This is a genomic window from Pseudomonas sp. N2-3-1-14 (genome assembly GCF_041228395.1).
In the GTDB taxonomy this organism is placed as follows: domain Bacteria; phylum Pseudomonadota; class Gammaproteobacteria; order Pseudomonadales; family Pseudomonadaceae; genus Aquipseudomonas.
Genome location: NZ_CP166199.1, coordinates 2,518,142 through 2,534,800, shown reverse-complemented (window position 1 = coordinate 2,534,800; position 16,659 = coordinate 2,518,142). Strand labels below are relative to the sequence as shown.

16 protein-coding genes are annotated in these 16,659 nt (G+C 59.7%); 10 read left to right on the top strand and 6 right to left on the bottom strand.

Features of this window, described 5'->3' with window-relative positions:
* Positions 1-18 precede the first annotated feature (18 nt).
* Genes AB5I78_RS11840 through argE form a run of 3 tightly spaced genes read left to right on the top strand, consistent with a single transcriptional unit; the run spans position 19 to position 2,259 of the window.
* A complete protein-coding gene (locus AB5I78_RS11840) occupies positions 19-429 on the top strand; it encodes a RidA family protein (protein WP_010171793.1) in 411 nt (136 codons plus the stop codon).
* Positions 430-439: 10 nt separating this feature from the next.
* A complete protein-coding gene (locus AB5I78_RS11835) occupies positions 440-1,117 on the top strand; it encodes a DUF1028 domain-containing protein (RefSeq protein ID WP_369303382.1) in 678 nt (225 codons plus the stop codon).
* A complete protein-coding gene (argE, locus tag AB5I78_RS11830) occupies positions 1,114-2,259 on the top strand; it encodes an acetylornithine deacetylase (protein ID WP_369303381.1) in 1,146 nt (381 codons plus the stop codon). The genes AB5I78_RS11835 and argE overlap by 4 nt, the downstream gene beginning before the upstream one ends.
* Before the next feature lie 71 nt (positions 2,260-2,330).
* Here the strand turns inward: argE and AB5I78_RS11825 are convergent, their stop codons facing one another.
* Positions 2,331-3,407, bottom strand: a complete 1,077-nt coding sequence (locus AB5I78_RS11825; RefSeq protein WP_369303379.1) for a LacI family DNA-binding transcriptional regulator — start codon at positions 3,405-3,407, stop codon at positions 2,331-2,333.
* Between the two features lie 305 nt (positions 3,408-3,712).
* Between AB5I78_RS11825 and AB5I78_RS11820 the strand changes: the two genes are divergently transcribed.
* Genes AB5I78_RS11820 through AB5I78_RS11810 form a run of 3 tightly spaced genes read left to right on the top strand, consistent with a single transcriptional unit; the run spans position 3,713 to position 6,964 of the window.
* Entirely contained in the window at positions 3,713-5,035 is a 1,323-nt protein-coding gene (locus tag AB5I78_RS11820; protein ID WP_179677771.1) for an MFS transporter, read from the top strand.
* Between the two features lie 23 nt (positions 5,036-5,058).
* Positions 5,059-6,045, top strand: coding sequence for a dihydrodipicolinate synthase family protein (locus AB5I78_RS11815; RefSeq protein ID WP_369303378.1), 987 nt, complete (start codon positions 5,059-5,061; stop codon positions 6,043-6,045).
* Positions 6,035-6,964, top strand: coding sequence for a PfkB family carbohydrate kinase (locus tag AB5I78_RS11810; protein WP_369303377.1), 930 nt, complete (start codon positions 6,035-6,037; stop codon positions 6,962-6,964). The genes AB5I78_RS11815 and AB5I78_RS11810 overlap by 11 nt, the downstream gene beginning before the upstream one ends.
* On the opposite strand, the gene AB5I78_RS11805 is transcribed toward AB5I78_RS11810, so the two are convergent.
* Positions 6,961-7,872, bottom strand: coding sequence for a LysR substrate-binding domain-containing protein (locus AB5I78_RS11805; RefSeq protein ID WP_145165787.1), 912 nt, complete (start codon positions 7,870-7,872; stop codon positions 6,961-6,963). The two genes, AB5I78_RS11810 and AB5I78_RS11805, sit on opposite strands and share 4 nt — an antisense overlap.
* Positions 7,873-8,122: 250 nt before the next feature.
* Between AB5I78_RS11805 and AB5I78_RS11800 the strand changes: the two genes are divergently transcribed.
* The 3 genes from AB5I78_RS11800 (at position 8,123) to AB5I78_RS11790 (ending at position 11,782) form a co-directional block, all read left to right on the top strand.
* The gene (locus AB5I78_RS11800; protein ID WP_262209094.1) at positions 8,123-9,538 is read left to right on the top strand and encodes a cytosine permease; all 1,416 of its coding nucleotides are present in this window, start codon (positions 8,123-8,125) and stop codon (positions 9,536-9,538) included.
* 403 nt (positions 9,539-9,941) lie between these two features.
* Entirely contained in the window at positions 9,942-11,381 is a 1,440-nt protein-coding gene (locus AB5I78_RS11795; protein WP_262209092.1) for an ATPase domain-containing protein, read from the top strand.
* A gap of 23 nt (positions 11,382-11,404) precedes the next feature.
* The gene (locus tag AB5I78_RS11790) at positions 11,405-11,782 is read left to right on the top strand and encodes a response regulator (RefSeq protein WP_145165790.1); all 378 of its coding nucleotides are present in this window, start codon (positions 11,405-11,407) and stop codon (positions 11,780-11,782) included.
* 169 nt (positions 11,783-11,951) lie between these two features.
* Here AB5I78_RS11790 and AB5I78_RS11785 read toward each other — a convergent pair whose 3' ends face one another.
* The 4 genes from AB5I78_RS11785 to AB5I78_RS11770 form a co-directional block, all read right to left on the bottom strand.
* Positions 11,952-12,356: a hypothetical protein gene (locus tag AB5I78_RS11785; protein WP_369303376.1), complete on the bottom strand. Its 405-nt coding sequence runs from the start codon at positions 12,354-12,356 to the stop codon at positions 11,952-11,954.
* Between the two features lie 330 nt (positions 12,357-12,686).
* Positions 12,687-13,310 carry an SMI1/KNR4 family protein gene (locus tag AB5I78_RS11780; protein ID WP_262209089.1) on the bottom strand — a complete coding sequence of 208 codons (624 nt, stop codon included), beginning with the start codon at positions 13,308-13,310 and terminating at the stop codon, positions 12,687-12,689.
* Between the two features lie 17 nt (positions 13,311-13,327).
* A complete protein-coding gene (locus AB5I78_RS11775; RefSeq protein WP_369303375.1) occupies positions 13,328-14,023 on the bottom strand; it encodes a hypothetical protein in 696 nt (231 codons plus the stop codon).
* 446 nt (positions 14,024-14,469) lie between these two features.
* Positions 14,470-15,387: a LysR family transcriptional regulator gene (locus tag AB5I78_RS11770; RefSeq protein WP_369303374.1), complete on the bottom strand. Its 918-nt coding sequence runs from the start codon at positions 15,385-15,387 to the stop codon at positions 14,470-14,472.
* A 134-nt stretch (positions 15,388-15,521) separates the two neighbouring features.
* Here AB5I78_RS11770 and AB5I78_RS11765 point away from each other — a divergent pair, with 134 nt between their 5' ends.
* Positions 15,522-16,574 (top strand): Gfo/Idh/MocA family protein, encoded by a 1,053-nt coding sequence (locus tag AB5I78_RS11765; RefSeq protein WP_369303373.1) that lies wholly within the window; start codon positions 15,522-15,524, stop codon positions 16,572-16,574.
* Positions 16,575-16,659 lie beyond the last annotated feature (85 nt).

Genomic DNA, 16,659 nt, shown 5'->3' with positions numbered 1-16,659 from the left:
TTTTTCTGGAGTCTTTTGATGCCTACTCACACTCGCATTCGCATGTTCAACACCAAGGAAACCTACCCCAACCAGAGCCTGGACAACGACCTGTGCCAGGCTGTGCGCGCCGGCAATACCGTGTACGTGCGCGGCCAGGTAGGCACTGATTTTGACGGCAACCTGGTTGGCCTTGGCGACCCGCGCGCGCAAGCCGAGCAAGCCATGCGCAACGTCAAGCAACTGCTTGAAGAAGCCGGTTCCGACCTGAGCCACATCGTCAAGACCACCACCTACCTGATCGACCCGCGCTACCGCGAGCCGGTGTACCAGGAGGTCGGCAAGTGGCTCAAAGGCGTGTTCCCGATTTCCACCGGGTTGGTGGTGTCGGCCCTCGGCCAGCCGCAGTGGCTGATGGAAATTGACGTGATCGCCGTCATCCCCGAATAAGGAGCCGCACATGACCTTTTCAATCGTCGCGCGCTGCGCAGACACCGGCCAGCTGGGCATCGCCATCAGCTCATCGAGTATCGCCGTGGGCGCGCGTTGCCCGTGGCTGCGGCCCGGTGTGGGCGCGGTCTCGACCCAGAACATCACGCTGCCGGCCCTGGGCCCGGACGTGCTCGACCTGCTCGAACAAGGCCTCGCGCCGGCCGAGGCCGTCGACCAGGCCCTGACCCGCAACGGCTACAGCCAGTACCGGCAATTGACGGCGATTGATCATCTGGGCCGCAGCGTGCATTTCAGCGGCAGCGAAACCCTCGGCACGCACCACGCGGTGGCGGGCGAACAATGCGTGGCAGCGGGCAATATGCTCGCTGACCGCGCGGTGATCGAGGCGATGGTCACGGCCTTCGAGCAAGGCGAAGGCCAACTCGCCGACCGCCTGCTGGCCGCCATGCACGCGGCCATCGCTGCCGGTGGCGAAGCCGGCCCGGTGCACTCTGCCGCGTTGGTGGTGGTGGGCGAACTGACGTGGCCGATCATCAACTTGCGGGTGGACTGGACCGATGAACAGCCGATCGGCGAACTGCAAAAACTGTGGGACGCCTACCGCCCACAAGTGCAGGACTACATCGACCGCGCGCTCGCCCCCGACCGCTCGCCCGGCTACGGCGTGGCCGGGGACGAGCGATGAGCACCAGCCGCCAATTGCTGCAGACGCTGGTGGGCTTTGACACCACCAGCCGCGAATCGAACTTGCAGTTGATCGCGTTCGTGCGCGATTACCTGGCCGAATTCGGGGTGACCAGCGAACTGGTCTACAACGCGCAGCGCAGCAAGGCCAACCTGTTTGCCAGTGTCGGCCCCACGCAACTGCCGGGCATTGTGCTGTCGGGGCACACCGATGTAGTGCCGGTGGATGGCCAGCCGTGGACTGTGCCGGCGTTTGAGTTGACCGAGCGCGACGGCAAGCTGTTCGGTCGCGGCACGGCGGACATGAAGGGGTACATCGCCTGTGTGCTGGCGCTGGTGCCGGCGTTGGTGGAAGCCGACTTGCGCCTGCCGGTGCATATCGCCCTGTCTTATGACGAGGAAGTCGGCTGCCTGGGCGTGCGCTCTTTGCTGGCGGTGCTGGAGCAGCGGCCGGTGAAGCCGATGCTGTGCATCATCGGCGAGCCCACCGAACTCAAACCAGTGCTCGGCCATAAAGGCAAATTGGCGATGCGCTGTGATGTGCATGGCGAGGCCTGCCATTCGGCGTATGCGCCGTCTGGCGTGAATGCGATTGAGCATGCCGCCGAGTTGATCGGTGAGCTGGGGCGAATAGGCCAGCGACTACGCGAGCAGCAGGACCCGCGGTTTGATCCGCCGTTCAGCACGGTGCAGACCGGGGTGATTTCGGGTGGCAAGGCGCTGAATATCGTGCCGGCAGACTGTCGGTTTGATTTTGAGATTCGCGCCTTGCCGTCGCAGGACCCAGGCGACGTGGCGTCAGCGCTGCGGGCCTACGCCGAACAGCAGGTGCTGCCGCGTATGCAGGCGGTGAGTGCGCAGAGTGCGATCCGGTTTACCGAGTTGTCGGCGTATCCGGGGCTGGTGACCGATGAGCGCAGCCAGGCAGCAGAGCTGATCGCCGCGTTCAGCGGTTCGCGGGATTTCGGCACCGTGGCGTTCGGCACTGAGGGCGGGTTGTTTGATGCGGTGGGTATTCCCACGGTGGTGTGTGGGCCCGGGAGCATGGACCAGGGGCACAAGCCGGATGAGTTTGTCAGTGTGGCGCAGTTGCAAGGCTGCGATGCCATGCTGCAACGGATGCTGGACTCGATTCGCGCCTGAGCCACCGGGCTGTCAAACCCGCACCTCAACGGTGAGGGAGAGCAAGTCCCCTCTCACCTTCAAGGGTGTATTCAGGGGCCAGGCGCCGAGCCCGTCGACTCGCGCTCAATGAGTTGCACCTCCAGCATCGGCGGCGCCTCACAGGCAAGCCCGGCAAGACGATCAATCAGGTACTGCGCGGCCATTTCGCCGATCTGCCGGTCGGGCACCTGAACGGTGGTCAAGGCAGGCCGACTGTGGGCCGCGATCTCGATGTCGTCGAACCCGCAAATGGACAATTGACCGGGCACCGCAATGCCCAGCGCCTGGGCTTCCAGCAATGCGCCGATGGCAAGCATGTCGTTACCGCAAATGATCGCGGTGGGCGCCGGTTGTTGGCTCATGATGTGTTGGAGGCTGGAGCGGGCAAACGCGACGCGCCCCTCGTTCAGGCTCTGGGCGCGAATGGCCTGATGCTGAGGCCGCAGGGCCAGCCCTTGCTCGGCCAGGGTGGCGTGCACGGCCTGCAGCCGGGCCTGGATGCGGCCGTTGTCGGTGACCGACTGGAAAATGATGCCAAACCGCTGATGCCCCAGCGCCAGCAGGCGCCGGGTAATCATTGCGTAGGCCTGCCCATGGTCAAACCCGGCGCAGGGATGCCGCGCACCGGCGCGCTTGCCAAAGGTGACCACATACGGCGTGCCTTTGGCATCCAGCTGATCAAATAACGCATCGGGGTAATCATCCCCAAGCAGTGCCAGCGCATCGACGCCACGCGCCAGCATGCCTCTGGCCTGACGATAACCTTCGCCCGGGTCATACGCCGAGCAGGCGACAAACACCGCCAGCCCCTGAGCGCCCAAACGGTTCTGGAACGCCTGCAACTGCTGGTGAAATTTCTCGTGCTCCAGGGTCGGCACGATCACACCGATGGTGTACGAGCGCCTGGAAACCAACGAACGCGCCGCCGCGTTGGGCACCCAGTCCAGTTGGTCGATGGCCGCGCGTACCTTGGCGCGGGTTTTCTCACTGACGCGTTGCGGCTCATTCAAATAGCGCGAAACGGTTGCGGTGGACACATTGGCGATCCGGGCGACATCGGCGAGCACCGGTTCCTGGGTAATGTGCGCATGAGGCGTGTCGCGGGGCGTGGTGGTTGCAGCAGGCATAGGTGGCTTCATGTCAAAAAGTAAGCGTTACGCACAACCTAAGCGGGCACCTCGGCACAGTCAATGAATCGTTGACAGCCAGCAAACTGAAAACCTAGGATGTAAGCGCTAGACAAAAAATAAACATTTTAAACATCGTTGTTTATATTGGGCACTCTGCGTTAACGATTCGAAGGCCCAGGGACGATTTTTGTCAGGATGACAAACGATTACATAATGCCATGTGCTGCCACGTCAGCCGGGAAGCCGGGCCAACGTGCCGGGTCAGCGCACGCTGTCAAAAACAATAAAAAGAGACATCCATCATGAGTCAGACACCTGCACACCCGGTTGCGCCACCGCGCATTCGGCGCCAGCAAACCCTCGCCCTCAGCCTGCTGGTGCTCAGCGGCATCATCAACTACCTGGACCGCGGCACGCTGGCCGTTGCCAATGAATTTGTGCGCGCCGATCTTGATCTGTCGCTGGGCGAAATGGGCATCCTGCTCTCGGCTTTTTCCTGGAGCTATGCGCTTTGCCAACTGCCCGTCGGCGCCCTGGTTGACCGCATCGGGCCACGCTGGTTGCTGGGCGGCGGCCTGGTGCTGTGGTCCCTGGCCCAGGCGGCTGGCGGCCTGATGTCGAGCTTCGGCTGGTTCTTGCTCGCCCGCGTGCTGCTGGGGATCGGCGAGTCGCCGCAATTCCCGTCTGCCGCGCGGGTGGTGAGCAACTGGTTTCCACTGCGTTCACGCGGCACGCCCACCGGCATCTTCAACTCAGCCTCGCCGCTGGGTATCGCACTGGCCCCGCTGTGCCTTTCGGCGCTGATCGCGGCACTCGACTGGCGCTGGGCGTTCTACCTCACCGGCGCCGCCGGGCTGTTGGTCGCCGTGGTGTGGCTGGTGGTCTATCGCGACCCGGTCAAGGACACGCTCACCGAAGAGGAACGTCGCTACCTGTACAGCGATGAACCCCACGTCACCACTCCCAAGGTCACGTTTGCTGACTGGCGCGCACTGTTCTGCCACGCGACAACCTGGGGCATGATGCTCGGCTTCATGGGCTCGGTGTACTTGAACTGGGTCTACCTGACCTGGCTGCCCGGCTACCTGCGCAGCGCCCGGCACATGAGCCTGGAGATGAGCGGCGTGGCCGCTGCCATTCCGTTCCTCTGCGGGTTTATCGGCGCGCTGGTCGCCGGCTGGGTGTCCGACCGCATCACCAGGCGCAGCGAAACCGCGGTGCTGGGACGCCGCAACGCAATGGTCGTCGCGATGGTGGGCATGGTGATTTTCACCATCCCGGCCGCGCTGGTGGAGAGCAATGTCATCGCCGTGGCCTGCATTTGCGTGGTGATCTTTTTGGCCAACGCGTCCTCGGCGTGCGCCTGGTCTTTGGCCACCGCCGTCGCGCCAGCCAATCGCGTGGCTTCACTGGGGGCGATCCAGAACTTCGGTGGCTTCCTGGGCGGCGCACTCGCGCCGATCATGACCGGCTATATCGCCCAGACCTGGTCGTTCGTGCCCGCACTGCTGACCGGCGCCGCCATCGCCATGATCGGCGCCCTGTCGTACCTGTTCCTGGTACGCCACCCCATCCCTGATACCCCGCCAGCCTGCGCGGTCACCGCCGTGGCGGCTCACCCATGAACATTCATCCAGAGGACGCCTCTATGCCCCGCCCTGCCCAACCTGTCATCGAAGGCATCGTGCCGGTGATGCTCACGCCCTTTGACGAGACTGGCCACATCGACTTCCCCGGCGTCGACCGCTTGATCGAGTGGTACCTGGGCCTTGGTTGCGACGCGTTGTTCGCCGTGGCGCAGTCCAGTGAGATGCAATGGCTCAGCCTCGACGAGCGCACCCAACTTGCCCGGCATGTGGTTGAGCGAGTGGCCGGGCGAGTGCCGGTGGCGGTGTCCGGTCATATCAGCGACTGCCTCGACACCCAGGTGCACGAGCTTAATGCGATGGCCGCCAGTGGCGCCGACGCAGTGGTGCTGGTGACCAACCACCTCGACCCGCAACGCCAGGGCAGCAAGGTGTTTCTCGATAACCTGCACACCCTGCTCGAACGCCTGCCCGCTGACGTGCCCTTGGGCCTCTACGAGTGCCCGGCACCCTACCGGCGCTTGCTCAGTGACGAGGAGCTGCAGGCCTGCATCGACAGCCAGCGCTTCATCATGCTCAAGGACGTGAGCTGCGACCTGCAAGTGGTCAAGCGGCGCGTTGCCTTGGCGCAGGGCTCGTCGCTGCGCATTCTCAACGCCAATGCGGCGATCGCCTGGGACGCCATGCAAGCCGGGGCCGCGGGCTTCAATGGCGTGTTTACCAACTTCCACCCCGACCTGTATCGGTGGCTGCGCCTGCATGGCGCACAACATCCGCTACTGGCGCAAGAGCTCGCGACCTTTCTGGTGCTGGCGGCTACCACAGAAGGCATGGGCTACCCGGCCCTGGCGAAAATCTACCACCAGCGGATCGGCACCTTTGCGTCCATACGTTGCCGGGTGATCGACTACGACGTGCGCGAACGCCATTGGGCCCTGGACGCCGTGCTCGATAAAATCGTCGCGGGCACCGAACACTTTCGCGCCCGAATCCGCGCGCTCGATACCCCGCAGGCGACACTGCCGGGAGAACCGCGCCATGGCGGATAACCGTGTCATCTGCGTGGGTTGCGCGCTGTGGGACACCATTTTCAGCGTCGATCACATCCCGTCGCGCGGTACCAAGATTCTCCCCCGCCAGGCGGTCCAGGCCGCGTCAGGCATGGCCACCGCCGCCGCGGTAAGCATTGCGCGCCTGGGTGGCCCGGTTGCCCTGTGGGCGCGTATCGGCGACGACGCCACCGGCACGATGCTCATTGAGGACCTGAGCCAGTCCGGCGTCTGCACCGCATGGATTCGCCAAGTGCCTGGAGGGCGCACGCCGTTCTCGACCATCCTGGTGGACCGTGACGGCGAGCGGCTCGTCGTGCCGTTCATCGACCCCGCACTGGAAGCCGACGCCGCCTGGCTGCCACTCGAGGACATCGCGGGCGCGGCGGCGGTAATGGCCGACATGCGCTGGCTGCAAGGGGCTCACGCAGCGTTCAGCGCCGCCCGGCGGCTGGGCGTGCCAACCCTGCTGGATGCCGACGTCGCCGCCGTGGAAGACCTTAACGCGCTGATCCCCCTGGCAGATCATGTGCTGTTTTCCGAACCGGCCTTGCAGTTGCTGGCTGGCAACGTCCCGCCCGAAGAGGCGTTATTGGCCCTGGCGTCGCGCTGCAAAGCCAAGGTGATCGGCGTCACCCTGGGCGAACGCGGCTCGCTGATCTGGCAGCGCGAAGGGTCGAGCACTGCGGTGCAGCACTTCACGACACCCCACATTCGCGCAATCGACACGCTCAACGCCGGGGATGTCTGGCATGGCACCTATGCGTACGGCCTGGCGCACGGCTGGACGCTGGCCGAGCGCGTGCGCGCCGCGAGCGTTGCTGCGGCGATCAAATGCGAAGTGTTTGGCGGGCACCGAGGCGCGCCGACCCTGGCGCAATTGGAGGCGCGCCTGGGCGCAGAAACGTCGCCGTACTAAGCCAGCAGCCGCGCGAGCTCTTCGCGGCAGTAGTCCACGAACAGTTGCACCGGCTTGGTCAGCGGCGCGCGACGCAGCCAGACTGCCGATAACCCTGAGCCGGTCACCGTCTCCGCCAACGGCACACACACCACCTTCTGGCCATCGTAGGTGTATTCGGTAAAGGGTTTGGTCACCAGAATCGAAAACCCGAACCCCCGGCCCACCATGCCCCGCACCATCTCGATCGACGGCGAGCTGAACACGATATTGGGCGTCAGCCCGCGCTCTTCAAAGATGCTCACGAAGTAGGTACGGCTGGGCAGCACATCCAGCAAGATCATGGGCTCCAGCACCAGGTCCGCCAGCGATACCCTGGCCTGCTGCGCAAAACGGTGATCCGCCGGCAGCAAGGCATACGGCTGTTGCGGCGGCATCAGCGGCGTGGTTTCAATCGTGCCGCCCAGGTCATGCTCGAACAGCATCGCTACATCGATACTGCCCGCCGTCAGGGCCTGCACCAGCTCTTGCTGCTCGCCATCACGAATACGGATTTCCACCCCGGGCCAGCGCGCCTTGAAGCCCGCGATCAAACGCGGCAGGTACAACGGCGCCACCGTTTCAAAGCAGCCGATGTCGATCTGCCCCGCCACCACATCATTGTCGGCCAAGGCGTTCTGCTCGAACTCATGCGCGACCCGCAACAGCTCCAGCGCCTTGCGATAAAACCGCGCGCCGCTGGGCGTGAGTGAAACACCCTGGGCGTGATGGCGAATAAACAACTGCACGCCAAAGCTGTCTTCCAGCTGCTTGATCGCGGTGGAGACCGACGGCTGCGCGATATACAGCTTGCGCGAGGCCTCGGCGACGCTGCCGCACTCGGCCGTGGTCACAAAATATCTGAGCTGGCGCAGGTTATAGGCAGCCATCGGGACCTCCAGAAACGTGGGACTTCACCCCAAACAAGTGCGCGAAAATCGGCTTTTTCGCACGGCTTCAAGCCCCTGCAACATACCCGAGCAAAAAATCCGGCGAGATACTTTTTTTAAGGTCTATAGCAACAAACTTACTAATTTACCTCCCTGCGCCCATTGCAGATGATCACTCCAACAACAAAGCGTCGCCCACGCGTCGCACAGCGAAGTACGTCAACGTACTCACCTTGCCTTGGAGCTCGTCATGGTTACCACTGCAGCATCCTGCGCCCCGCTTATCGAAAAACACACGATTGGATACGTGCCTCCGGAAGATCGCCATGGAAAGGTAAGAGACCTGTTCACCCTGTGGTTCGGCGGCAACATCGCGCCGTTGCCCATCGTCACCGGCGCGCTGGGTGTGCAACTGTTTCACTTGAACCTGGTGTGGGGCATCGTCGCCATTCTCGTCGGCCACTTGGTCGGCGGCGTGCTGATGGCGTTGCACTCAGCCCAAGGCCCGCAGATGGGCATCCCGCAAATGATCCAGAGCCGCGCCCAGTTCGGCTCCCTCGGCGCACTGCTGGTGGTGGTGATCGCCGGCGTCATGTACATCGGCTTCTTCGCCTCCAACATCGTGCTGGCCGGTAAATCCCTGCACGGCGTGGTCGACAGCGTGCCCGTGCCGGTCGGCATCGTCATCGGCGCCATCGGGTCGGGCATCATCGGCATCATCGGCTACCGCTTCATCCACGTGCTCAACCGCATCGGCACCTGGGTGCTCGGCGCCGGCATCGTGCTGGGCTTCGGCTACATCTTCACCCACGTGCAAACCACGGACTTTCTGACCCGTGGCAGCTTCAACATTTCCGGCTGGCTGGCCACCGTGTCCCTCGCGGCGCTTTGGCAAATCGCCTTCGCACCCTACGTGTCGGACTACTCCCGTTATCTGCCGGCCGACGTCCCCGTGGCGTCCACCTTCTGGACCACCTACCTGGGCTCTGCCCTTGGCTCCAGCCTGGCCTTCATCTTCGGCGCCGTCGCCGTGCTCGCCACCCCGGTTGGCATGGACACCATGGACGCCGTCAAACTCGCCACCGGCGCCATCGGCCCACTGATGCTGGTGCTGTTTTTGCTCAGCGTGATCAGCCACAACGCCCTTAACCTCTACGGCGCGGTGCTGTCGATCATCACCTTGGTGCAGACCTTTGCGTATCGCTGGATTCCTACCGCCAAAAGCCGTGCGGTGATCTCGATTCTTGTCCTCGCTGCCTGCGCGATGGCGGCGGTGTTTGCCTCCAAAGACTTCATCGGCCACTTTGTCGACATGGTGCTGGTGTTGCTGGTGGTACTGGTGCCGTGGACGGCGATCAACCTGATCGACTTCTATGCGATTCACAAAGGCAAGTACGACATCGCCTCGATCTTCCGCGTGGATGGCGGGATCTACGGCAAGTACAACCCACAGGCGCTGCTGGCGTATGCCATCGGGATTGCAGTGCAGATTCCGTTTATGAATACGCCGCTGTATGTAGGACCGATTTCCGCACACATCAATGGCGCGGATTTGTCCTGGGTGGTGGGGTTGGTGGTGACGTCGCCGTTGTATTTTTGGTTGGCGAGTCGCGACAGTGCGTATAAGCGACGCATGGAGGGGGGCAAGTTGGTGGGCGGGGTTTGAGGTAAAAGGCTGAAGTATTTTTAGAGCACTGAATGGACCATCCCTATCGTGGCTTTGCGGCTGCGGTATGGGTGGTTTTTTCGTTTCGGCCGGGGCTGCAGGAATGAAGGCTGTGCAAGTGCGCTTGCGTGGCGTTTGATTAGTGCGTTGAGGGGTGGTGGCCAACGATGACCTTAGTTCGATCCGATGGGTGGTTCAGTCTGGCAACGCCGCTGAAACGCAGCCGGCTGCTTAGTCCGCTTTGGGCCATAAGTTGCCACTCGTGAGGGGTTCTTGCGACATAACAACGGCGACTGGCGCGACAACTTTCCATTTAACCCTAATGGCTCCCGAGCCGAAATGGAGTAGCATTCCCTCCATCAGCTTGGTTTAAACAGATTGTTTTTCGGATCAGGGTCGCATTGTGGAAAAGCTAAAACGCCTTCAAAGCGGAATAGAAGGGCTCGATGCTCTGCTCAAGGGCGGATTGGTCGAGGGTGCTTCATATATTATTCAAGGACGCCCAGGGTCTGGAAAAACGATCCTTGCCAATCAGCTTGGGTTCCATCACGCGAACAATGGGGGCCGGGTTCTGGTCGCCACGCTGCTGGCAGAGTCACATGACCGTCTTTTTCAATTTCTTTCTACGTTGAGCTTTTTTGATTCATCCAAAGTCGGTGCCGAAATTCAATTTGTCAGCGCCTTCGACACGCTGGAAAACGACGGTCTGGATGAAGTCGTCAAGCTGCTTCGGCGTGAGATAAGCCGCCAGAAAGCCACGGTGATGGTAGTAGACGGGCTGCTCAACGCGCGCTCTAAAGCCGACTCGCCCATAGACACCAAAAAATTCATTTCAGAACTGCAAGGGCACGCCGCCTTCGCCGGTTGCACGGTGCTGTTTCTGACCAGCTCCCGACTTGATGACGGAAGCCCTGAGCACACCATGGTGGATGGCGTCATCGAGATGGGCGAAGAGCTGTATGGCACTCGCTCGGCGCGTCGTATCCACCTGCGTAAAACCCGTGGCAGCGGAGCAATGACCGGTCTTCATGAGTGCGAAATTACCGAGCATGGCTTGGTGGTTTATCCCCGCCTCGAAAGTCTTTACAGCCACCCGTCCGCCCCCGACAGCGCCGACATGACGCGCATCGCCAGTGGCGTTGATTCACTGGATGGCATCTTGGGCGGAGGCCTTTACAGTTCCAGTGTGTCTCTTGTCATAGGGCCCTCCGGGATTGGTAAAACGACGCTGGGTCTGAAGTTTCTGTCCGAGTCGACGGTGGATATGCCAGGGCTGCATTTTGGCTTCTACGAGAGCCCACAACGGTTGCGGCTCAAGGGCCAATCACTGGGTATCGATATCAAAGCCATGGAAGACAGCGGCGCGCTGAGCATTGCCTGGCAGCCAACCACCGAAGGCCTGCTGGATGGGCTGGGCGCACGACTGCTGAGCATCGTTGAGGAAAAGGGCATCAAGCGCCTGTTCATCGATAGCCTCAGTGGCATGACGCGAGTCTCGACAAATCCGGCGCGGATTACTGACTTCTTCAGCGCCCTGATGAACGAGCTGCGGTCCAGGGGCGTGACGGTATTTGCATCCTGGGAAATGCGCGATCTGTTTGGCTCCGAGATCAGCGCACCGAGCTCTGACCTGTCCAGCATCGTCGATAACCTGATGCTGATGCGGTTCTCTGAGAATCGGGCTGAACTAAGCAGGACGTTATCCATTCTTAAGGTACGAGATAGCGCTTATGACCCCTCGCGATTTGAGGTCGTCATCCAAGATCAAAATGTTTTTCTGAGAAAGGCTTCAAGACATGAACCTTCAGTTATCACTGAGTCATCACCTGGTTCAATTTCTTAAGCTTTCGAGTGGGTTGAACTAACATGACCACCATTCTGGTCGTCGACGACGAGTATTTGATCGCTGATATTCTCAGCTTCGCGCTGGAGGATGAGGGGTTCATGGTGGTAACGGCCAGCAACGGCCGAAAAGCACTCGAGGTGCTGGACAGAGAACGCCCTGCCCTGATCATTACCGACTTCATGATGCCGGTGATGGACGGCCAGGAGTTCGCCACCGCTGTCCGCGCCCTTCCTTCAGCTAATCATTTACCGATCATTTTGATGAGCGGCGCTCAGGCGCACATTGGCATGCAGCGATCGGACTTGTTTGATGTTGTGTTGCCAAAGCCCTTCAATATCGATTTGATCATTGCCGAAGTCAGGAAGCTGTTGTCCTCTGATCAATCAGTCGTTCTCTGAGGCATGACGTGGGTGGGCATTGAACGTATTTGCCCGCCCAGTTGCCTTTAACTGAAGCTGACCATCGCACTGCAAGGTTATAAGCGGCGTAGAACGACACGCGGCAGGCCAGGTGAAGTCTGCGACGCTTTGTCTGAGAACTTAAAATGGACTGTGTCGACATGAGTTGTCAGGTGGCATCCGCCAAGTAGTAAAGGATGTACCCGCAATACATAAGAGCACCGGCCGCCACCTCTGCGTCAAAGCACGTTTTGAGTGCATCCTCATCAGCAAAACCGTACGCCGACAACTTGTCGCCTGCAAAATCAGCAAGTCGCCACACGTCGAAGCCATCGATCTCACCGTGGGCCCCGAAGTCGAAGTCCACCGTGCCCGTGGGGAGGCTGACCGCGCAGCCGTAGCCGTGCTTGAAGTAACGAATGCCGCCTTCAAGCTCGCCGTGCTGAGGAATGTTATTTACCACCCAATCCATATTCGTCGCGGGCAGCGGGATGCCAGACCGCTGCATCATGGCTACTGCAACGCCGACGCTTGCCTGGTAGTCGCTGATCAAAATGGCGAGTTGATTATTCATACCGTCTCACTGTTATAGATGCCCGTGATGGTCAGAAAAATAGTTGGCCCGTTCGGTAGTGTTGGCGCTCGATAGCAACCCTGTGCGTTCAGGGTGTGAACCGCGCCCGAACTGTTCAAGTTTGACTTCACACTCATCAACAATCAGGGCATTTGCAGGCAACAAACCTATTCAATAAGCTCGACGACATTTTCACCTATCACGGTAATTCCATCTGCCCTGTTCGATACCGGCAATCATCAGGCCGCGCTGACAAACTTCCTTCAAGAAGCTCCATGCGCAGCGCCTGGATAGGGGATTCAAAGCGCCCGCTTCGCCCGCATGCTTGTATCAGATCGGCCTGTCCACAACCCGTGCATTCCAGACGTCCCGATAGCGCTCGCGCCAACCCGGGCTGCCTTGATCCAGCCACGCCAGTGTCGCCTCGATCGTATCCGCGCTGATGACGAAGTGATTGATATGCTCGGCAATCCGTTCCTGCGACAGGTGCAGCATGTCCAGGTAGGCATTGAAGCCGTCCGCCAACACCACGTACTCATCGCCTTGCTGGCGACGCCCCGTCCATGCGGGTAAACCCGCGACCATCGCGCCCACCTCCTGACGCCCCTCGCGCAGGTCGAGCAGCAACAGGCTCGCACCGCCATCGCGGCCGATCGGTAACACCCCCGTAGCCGGGAAGCCAGGTTGCTTGCGCAGTTGCTCCAGTTCATAAGGGTTGGATTCATAGCCTTCGCCGGGCTGCAGCCCATACAGCGAAAAGCTCAGCAACTCCTTATCGCCATTACTCATAGTGGCCAGCACGTCGTAATCCACGGTGCCGCCGTTGCACACCTTGAGAAACTGCCGGTAATCGTCCGGCAGGCGCGCACCGAGCAGCGCCTCCAGGTGCGAGATGGCCTGCTCGGAGGCGCCTTCACGGGTGTCGTCAAGAATCAATCCACGGTAGTCAGTCATCGAGGGCTCGCAAAACCTTAGTAAAAATCATAATAAAGTGCCCATTCACCGGTTTCGATGTGCTTCCAGAACATCAGGCTCCCGCTGTGGACGACGTTCAGATTGATCTTCGCGTCGGACGAAATCTGGAACACAAACTCGAAGCCTTCACCCGGGTCAACACCCGACTGGCAGAACGAGGGGTAACCGCCGATCTTGTGTTCGTAGGTGTGAGTGACCAGGTCGTAGTAGCTGGGCACCTCGCCCGCGCGTACCAGCGTAAGTATGGCTTGCTCAAGGTCGGCCGGCACACCGCCGCCATCCCACAGTGGAAAGTCCTCCGGCACCGCTTGCGCGTTGAGTGGGAAGGGTTTGAGAAATGAACCGTCCACCCGCAGCGCCTTGCGAACCAACACATCATCCGCCGCATATTCACGGATAACCCAGTTGTTCCCCATCGGCTCAAAGGGCTCGGGAAGCGGATTTGAAATAAACACCGTCAACACACGAACCCCTTCCAGCAGGGGACTGCTGAAGGGCATGGCGGGCAGAAAAAATTGCGCATAGGGAAGCAATGGCTGCCCCGCCTGATTGGTCGGCACGCCTTCATCAGGTCGGAACAGAAAGACATGGCCCAGCCAGCTTTCTTCATCGGTGCCAGAGGGACGAAAGCCGCCAGCAACGAACTTCACTGCAGGGCGGGCCAGGCGTTGCTTGATAAGTTGAATGTCCATGGCGATGTAAACCGTCCTTTTTGCGACTCACGTGACAAGCGTAAAGGCCGCAGATTAGCAGTGTGAGCGAGTGGATGCCTGTGCAGTTTTTGAGCACGCTTGGCCGAGTTGAGCGTGTTCGGGCATCGGATTCGGTCGGCGTTAGTTGGCCATGAGACCGTCCCGGGTCATCGATAGGATAATCAGCACCTTGGGCGGGGCCATAGGCATGTTGAATTGAAAGCCAGTGGTTGCTAGGGGCTGACTACTGATCCCGTTCTCTTAGCAAGTGGGGGCAAGGTTCGGTTTTGGCGATGGCTGCCGTTCGCGACTGGCAGCTTGCGGCCAAAAGCTGCCGGTCGTAAGTTGGCCGAATGCGACCACTAGGGCATCAGCTATTACTTCACCGGCTATGAATTCGAAATCGGCTACAGGTCGTACCGAAGAAAAAGTGCCAGGTGAGTCAACTATTTATTTCGCAATGCGTAAGGCCCTGAGCTTAAGTGCGCGCTTAGAAACTCCAGACATACCCTGATTTTCATCGACCCAGAAGCCCGAATCGTGGTCACTGCGGACACGTCTGCTGGCTGAAAATAAGCAGGCAAAATGCGGGCAAGCTTCCCGTTTCTTATGCTCGGCGCAACGTCCCAGGTCGATGCCATGATGACTCCGAAACCTTCATGTGCCCATTCTCGGACGATATCGCTGTGGTTAGACGCCATTGGCCCTGTGACCTTCACCGACTCAAGGCCATTAGGCCCCTCTAAGCGCCATACGCCAAAGCTCTGATCCCTACCGCGAAAAAGCAGACAATCGTGGCGTTGAAGATCGTTTAGGGCTGCTGGATTGCCTCTTTCCTTCAGGTAGCTCGGTGCAGCACAGAGAATCCTCTGACTATCCGCGATCTTGTGGACAATCAGATTCTGTTCGTTAACTTCTCCAACTCGGATGTCGATGTCGAACTGCTCGCCAATGAGGTCAGTTCGACGGTCAACTAACTCCAGCCATACCTCTAGCTTCGGGTAGCGTTTGCGAAGCAATGCAAGCACTGGGGCGATGTGAAATCGACCCAGTCGCTGGCTGGTACTGATACGCAGCATTCCCTTAGGCTCGATACGATCACCCAGTGATGTCTCAAGCATCCCATTGACGTTATCCATGATCGTTTGCGCCCAAACGAGCATTGTCTCGCCATCTTTAGTGATCGAAACACGCCTGGTTGTACGGTTAAAAAGCTTACAACCCAGCGTTTCCTCCAGCGCCAACACGCGCTTGCTGACATGGGCGGGAGAGATTCCGAGTTCGGTCCCGGCTGCGATAAAACTGCCACGTTTCGCGATAACGGAGAACAGAAGCAAATCCCTGAGGAAGGGATCATTGTTCACTATGGGAGAATTCTTATTTTCCATATGGCCCAATTATAGCCCTACCGGTTGATAGTAGCCTTGATCCTAGCAGATCGAATCACGACCTTTATCACGTCGAGATTTAAAACAATAACGTTTGCGAAGATTAAAGCATGTCCAAAATCAGAATTGCGGTAGCCGGTGCCGGCCTCATCGGTCGACGCCATATTGAACTCATCCGGGCGAATTCTTCCTGTGAACTAGCATCAGTTATCGATCCGTTCGAAATTGATACCGCCTACCTGGATTCACTTGGGGTCTGCCAGTATTCAAGCCTTGCTACCTGCTTCGCCGAGGACAAGCCTGATGGTGTCATACTCGCTACCCCAAACGCGCTACATGTCGAACAGACCTTGCAATGCATTAAGGTTGGTGTTGCCGCTCTAATCGAGAAACCGGTGGCGCACAACGTTGAGGAAGGCAAGCGGTTACTCGCGGTCGCTGACGCCACTGGCGCCAAGCTGCTTGTAGGGCATCATCGTGCGCACAGCCCAATACTTGCGAGGGCTCGCGAGGTCATACGTGACGATATCCTGGGAGATCTCGTTGCTGTACAGGGCAGCGCTTTGTTCTACAAACCGGATGACTATTTCGATTCTGCTGTATGGCGACGCCAGGAAGGCGGTGGCCCCATCCTGATCAATATGATCCATGAGATCGGCAACCTGCGTTCACTATGCGGCGAAATTGTTGCTGTCCAGGCGATGCAATCCAATGCCGCACGTGGATTTCCTGTTGAAGATACCGTGTGTATCGGCCTGCGCTTTGAGAATGGCGCGCTAGGTTCATTCCTGCTTTCCGACAGCGCTGGGTGCGCCCGCAGCTGGGAACAAACATCACAGGAGAATACGAGCTATCCGTCCTACGAGGATGAGGATTGCTATGTCATCAGTGGGAAAAATGGCTCGCTGTCAGTTCCAACAATGCGCCTCAAATACTACGCAGCCCCCAAAGATCGGTCATGGTGGAAACCCTTTCGTACGGGGGTCGCCAGCATTAACCGAAAAGACCCGCTTGAAATCCAACTGGATCACTTCTGCAACGTCATACGGGGCACGGAACTGCCTCTGGTCTCCGTGCGCGACGGACTACGGAATCTCATCATCACTGAGGCAATCTCAGAGGCCGCAAGAAGCGGTTCGATCATCGAAATCGACCCAATTTAAGTTCAATGCATGGCTCCTGGCCATACCCTGCCTTACATGCATCAGAGGCGGTTTCTCCTGCTCTGCCAGATCTATAAAAACAATA

Bases quoted from the DNA above. Each gene is read 5' to 3' on its own strand.
- AB5I78_RS11840 (WP_010171793.1), top strand. From the start codon at position 19: ATGCCTACTCACACTCGCATTCGCATGTTCAACACCAAGGAAACCTAC.
- AB5I78_RS11835 (WP_369303382.1), top strand. From the start codon at position 440: ATGACCTTTTCAATCGTCGCGCGCTGCGCAGACACCGGCCAGCTGGGC.
- argE (WP_369303381.1), top strand. From the start codon at position 1,114: ATGAGCACCAGCCGCCAATTGCTGCAGACGCTGGTGGGCTTTGACACC.
- AB5I78_RS11825 (WP_369303379.1), bottom strand. From the start codon at position 3,407: ATGCCTGCTGCAACCACCACGCCCCGCGACACGCCTCATGCGCACATT.
- AB5I78_RS11820 (WP_179677771.1), top strand. From the start codon at position 3,713: ATGAGTCAGACACCTGCACACCCGGTTGCGCCACCGCGCATTCGGCGC.
- AB5I78_RS11815 (WP_369303378.1), top strand. From the start codon at position 5,059: ATGCCCCGCCCTGCCCAACCTGTCATCGAAGGCATCGTGCCGGTGATG.
- AB5I78_RS11810 (WP_369303377.1), top strand. From the start codon at position 6,035: ATGGCGGATAACCGTGTCATCTGCGTGGGTTGCGCGCTGTGGGACACC.
- AB5I78_RS11805 (WP_145165787.1), bottom strand. From the start codon at position 7,872: ATGGCTGCCTATAACCTGCGCCAGCTCAGATATTTTGTGACCACGGCC.
- AB5I78_RS11800 (WP_262209094.1), top strand. From the start codon at position 8,123: ATGGTTACCACTGCAGCATCCTGCGCCCCGCTTATCGAAAAACACACG.
- AB5I78_RS11790 (WP_145165790.1), top strand. From the start codon at position 11,405: ATGACCACCATTCTGGTCGTCGACGACGAGTATTTGATCGCTGATATT.
- AB5I78_RS11785 (WP_369303376.1), bottom strand. From the start codon at position 12,356: ATGAATAATCAACTCGCCATTTTGATCAGCGACTACCAGGCAAGCGTC.
- AB5I78_RS11780 (WP_262209089.1), bottom strand. From the start codon at position 13,310: ATGACTGACTACCGTGGATTGATTCTTGACGACACCCGTGAAGGCGCC.
- AB5I78_RS11775 (WP_369303375.1), bottom strand. From the start codon at position 14,023: ATGGACATTCAACTTATCAAGCAACGCCTGGCCCGCCCTGCAGTGAAG.
- AB5I78_RS11765 (WP_369303373.1), top strand. From the start codon at position 15,522: ATGTCCAAAATCAGAATTGCGGTAGCCGGTGCCGGCCTCATCGGTCGA.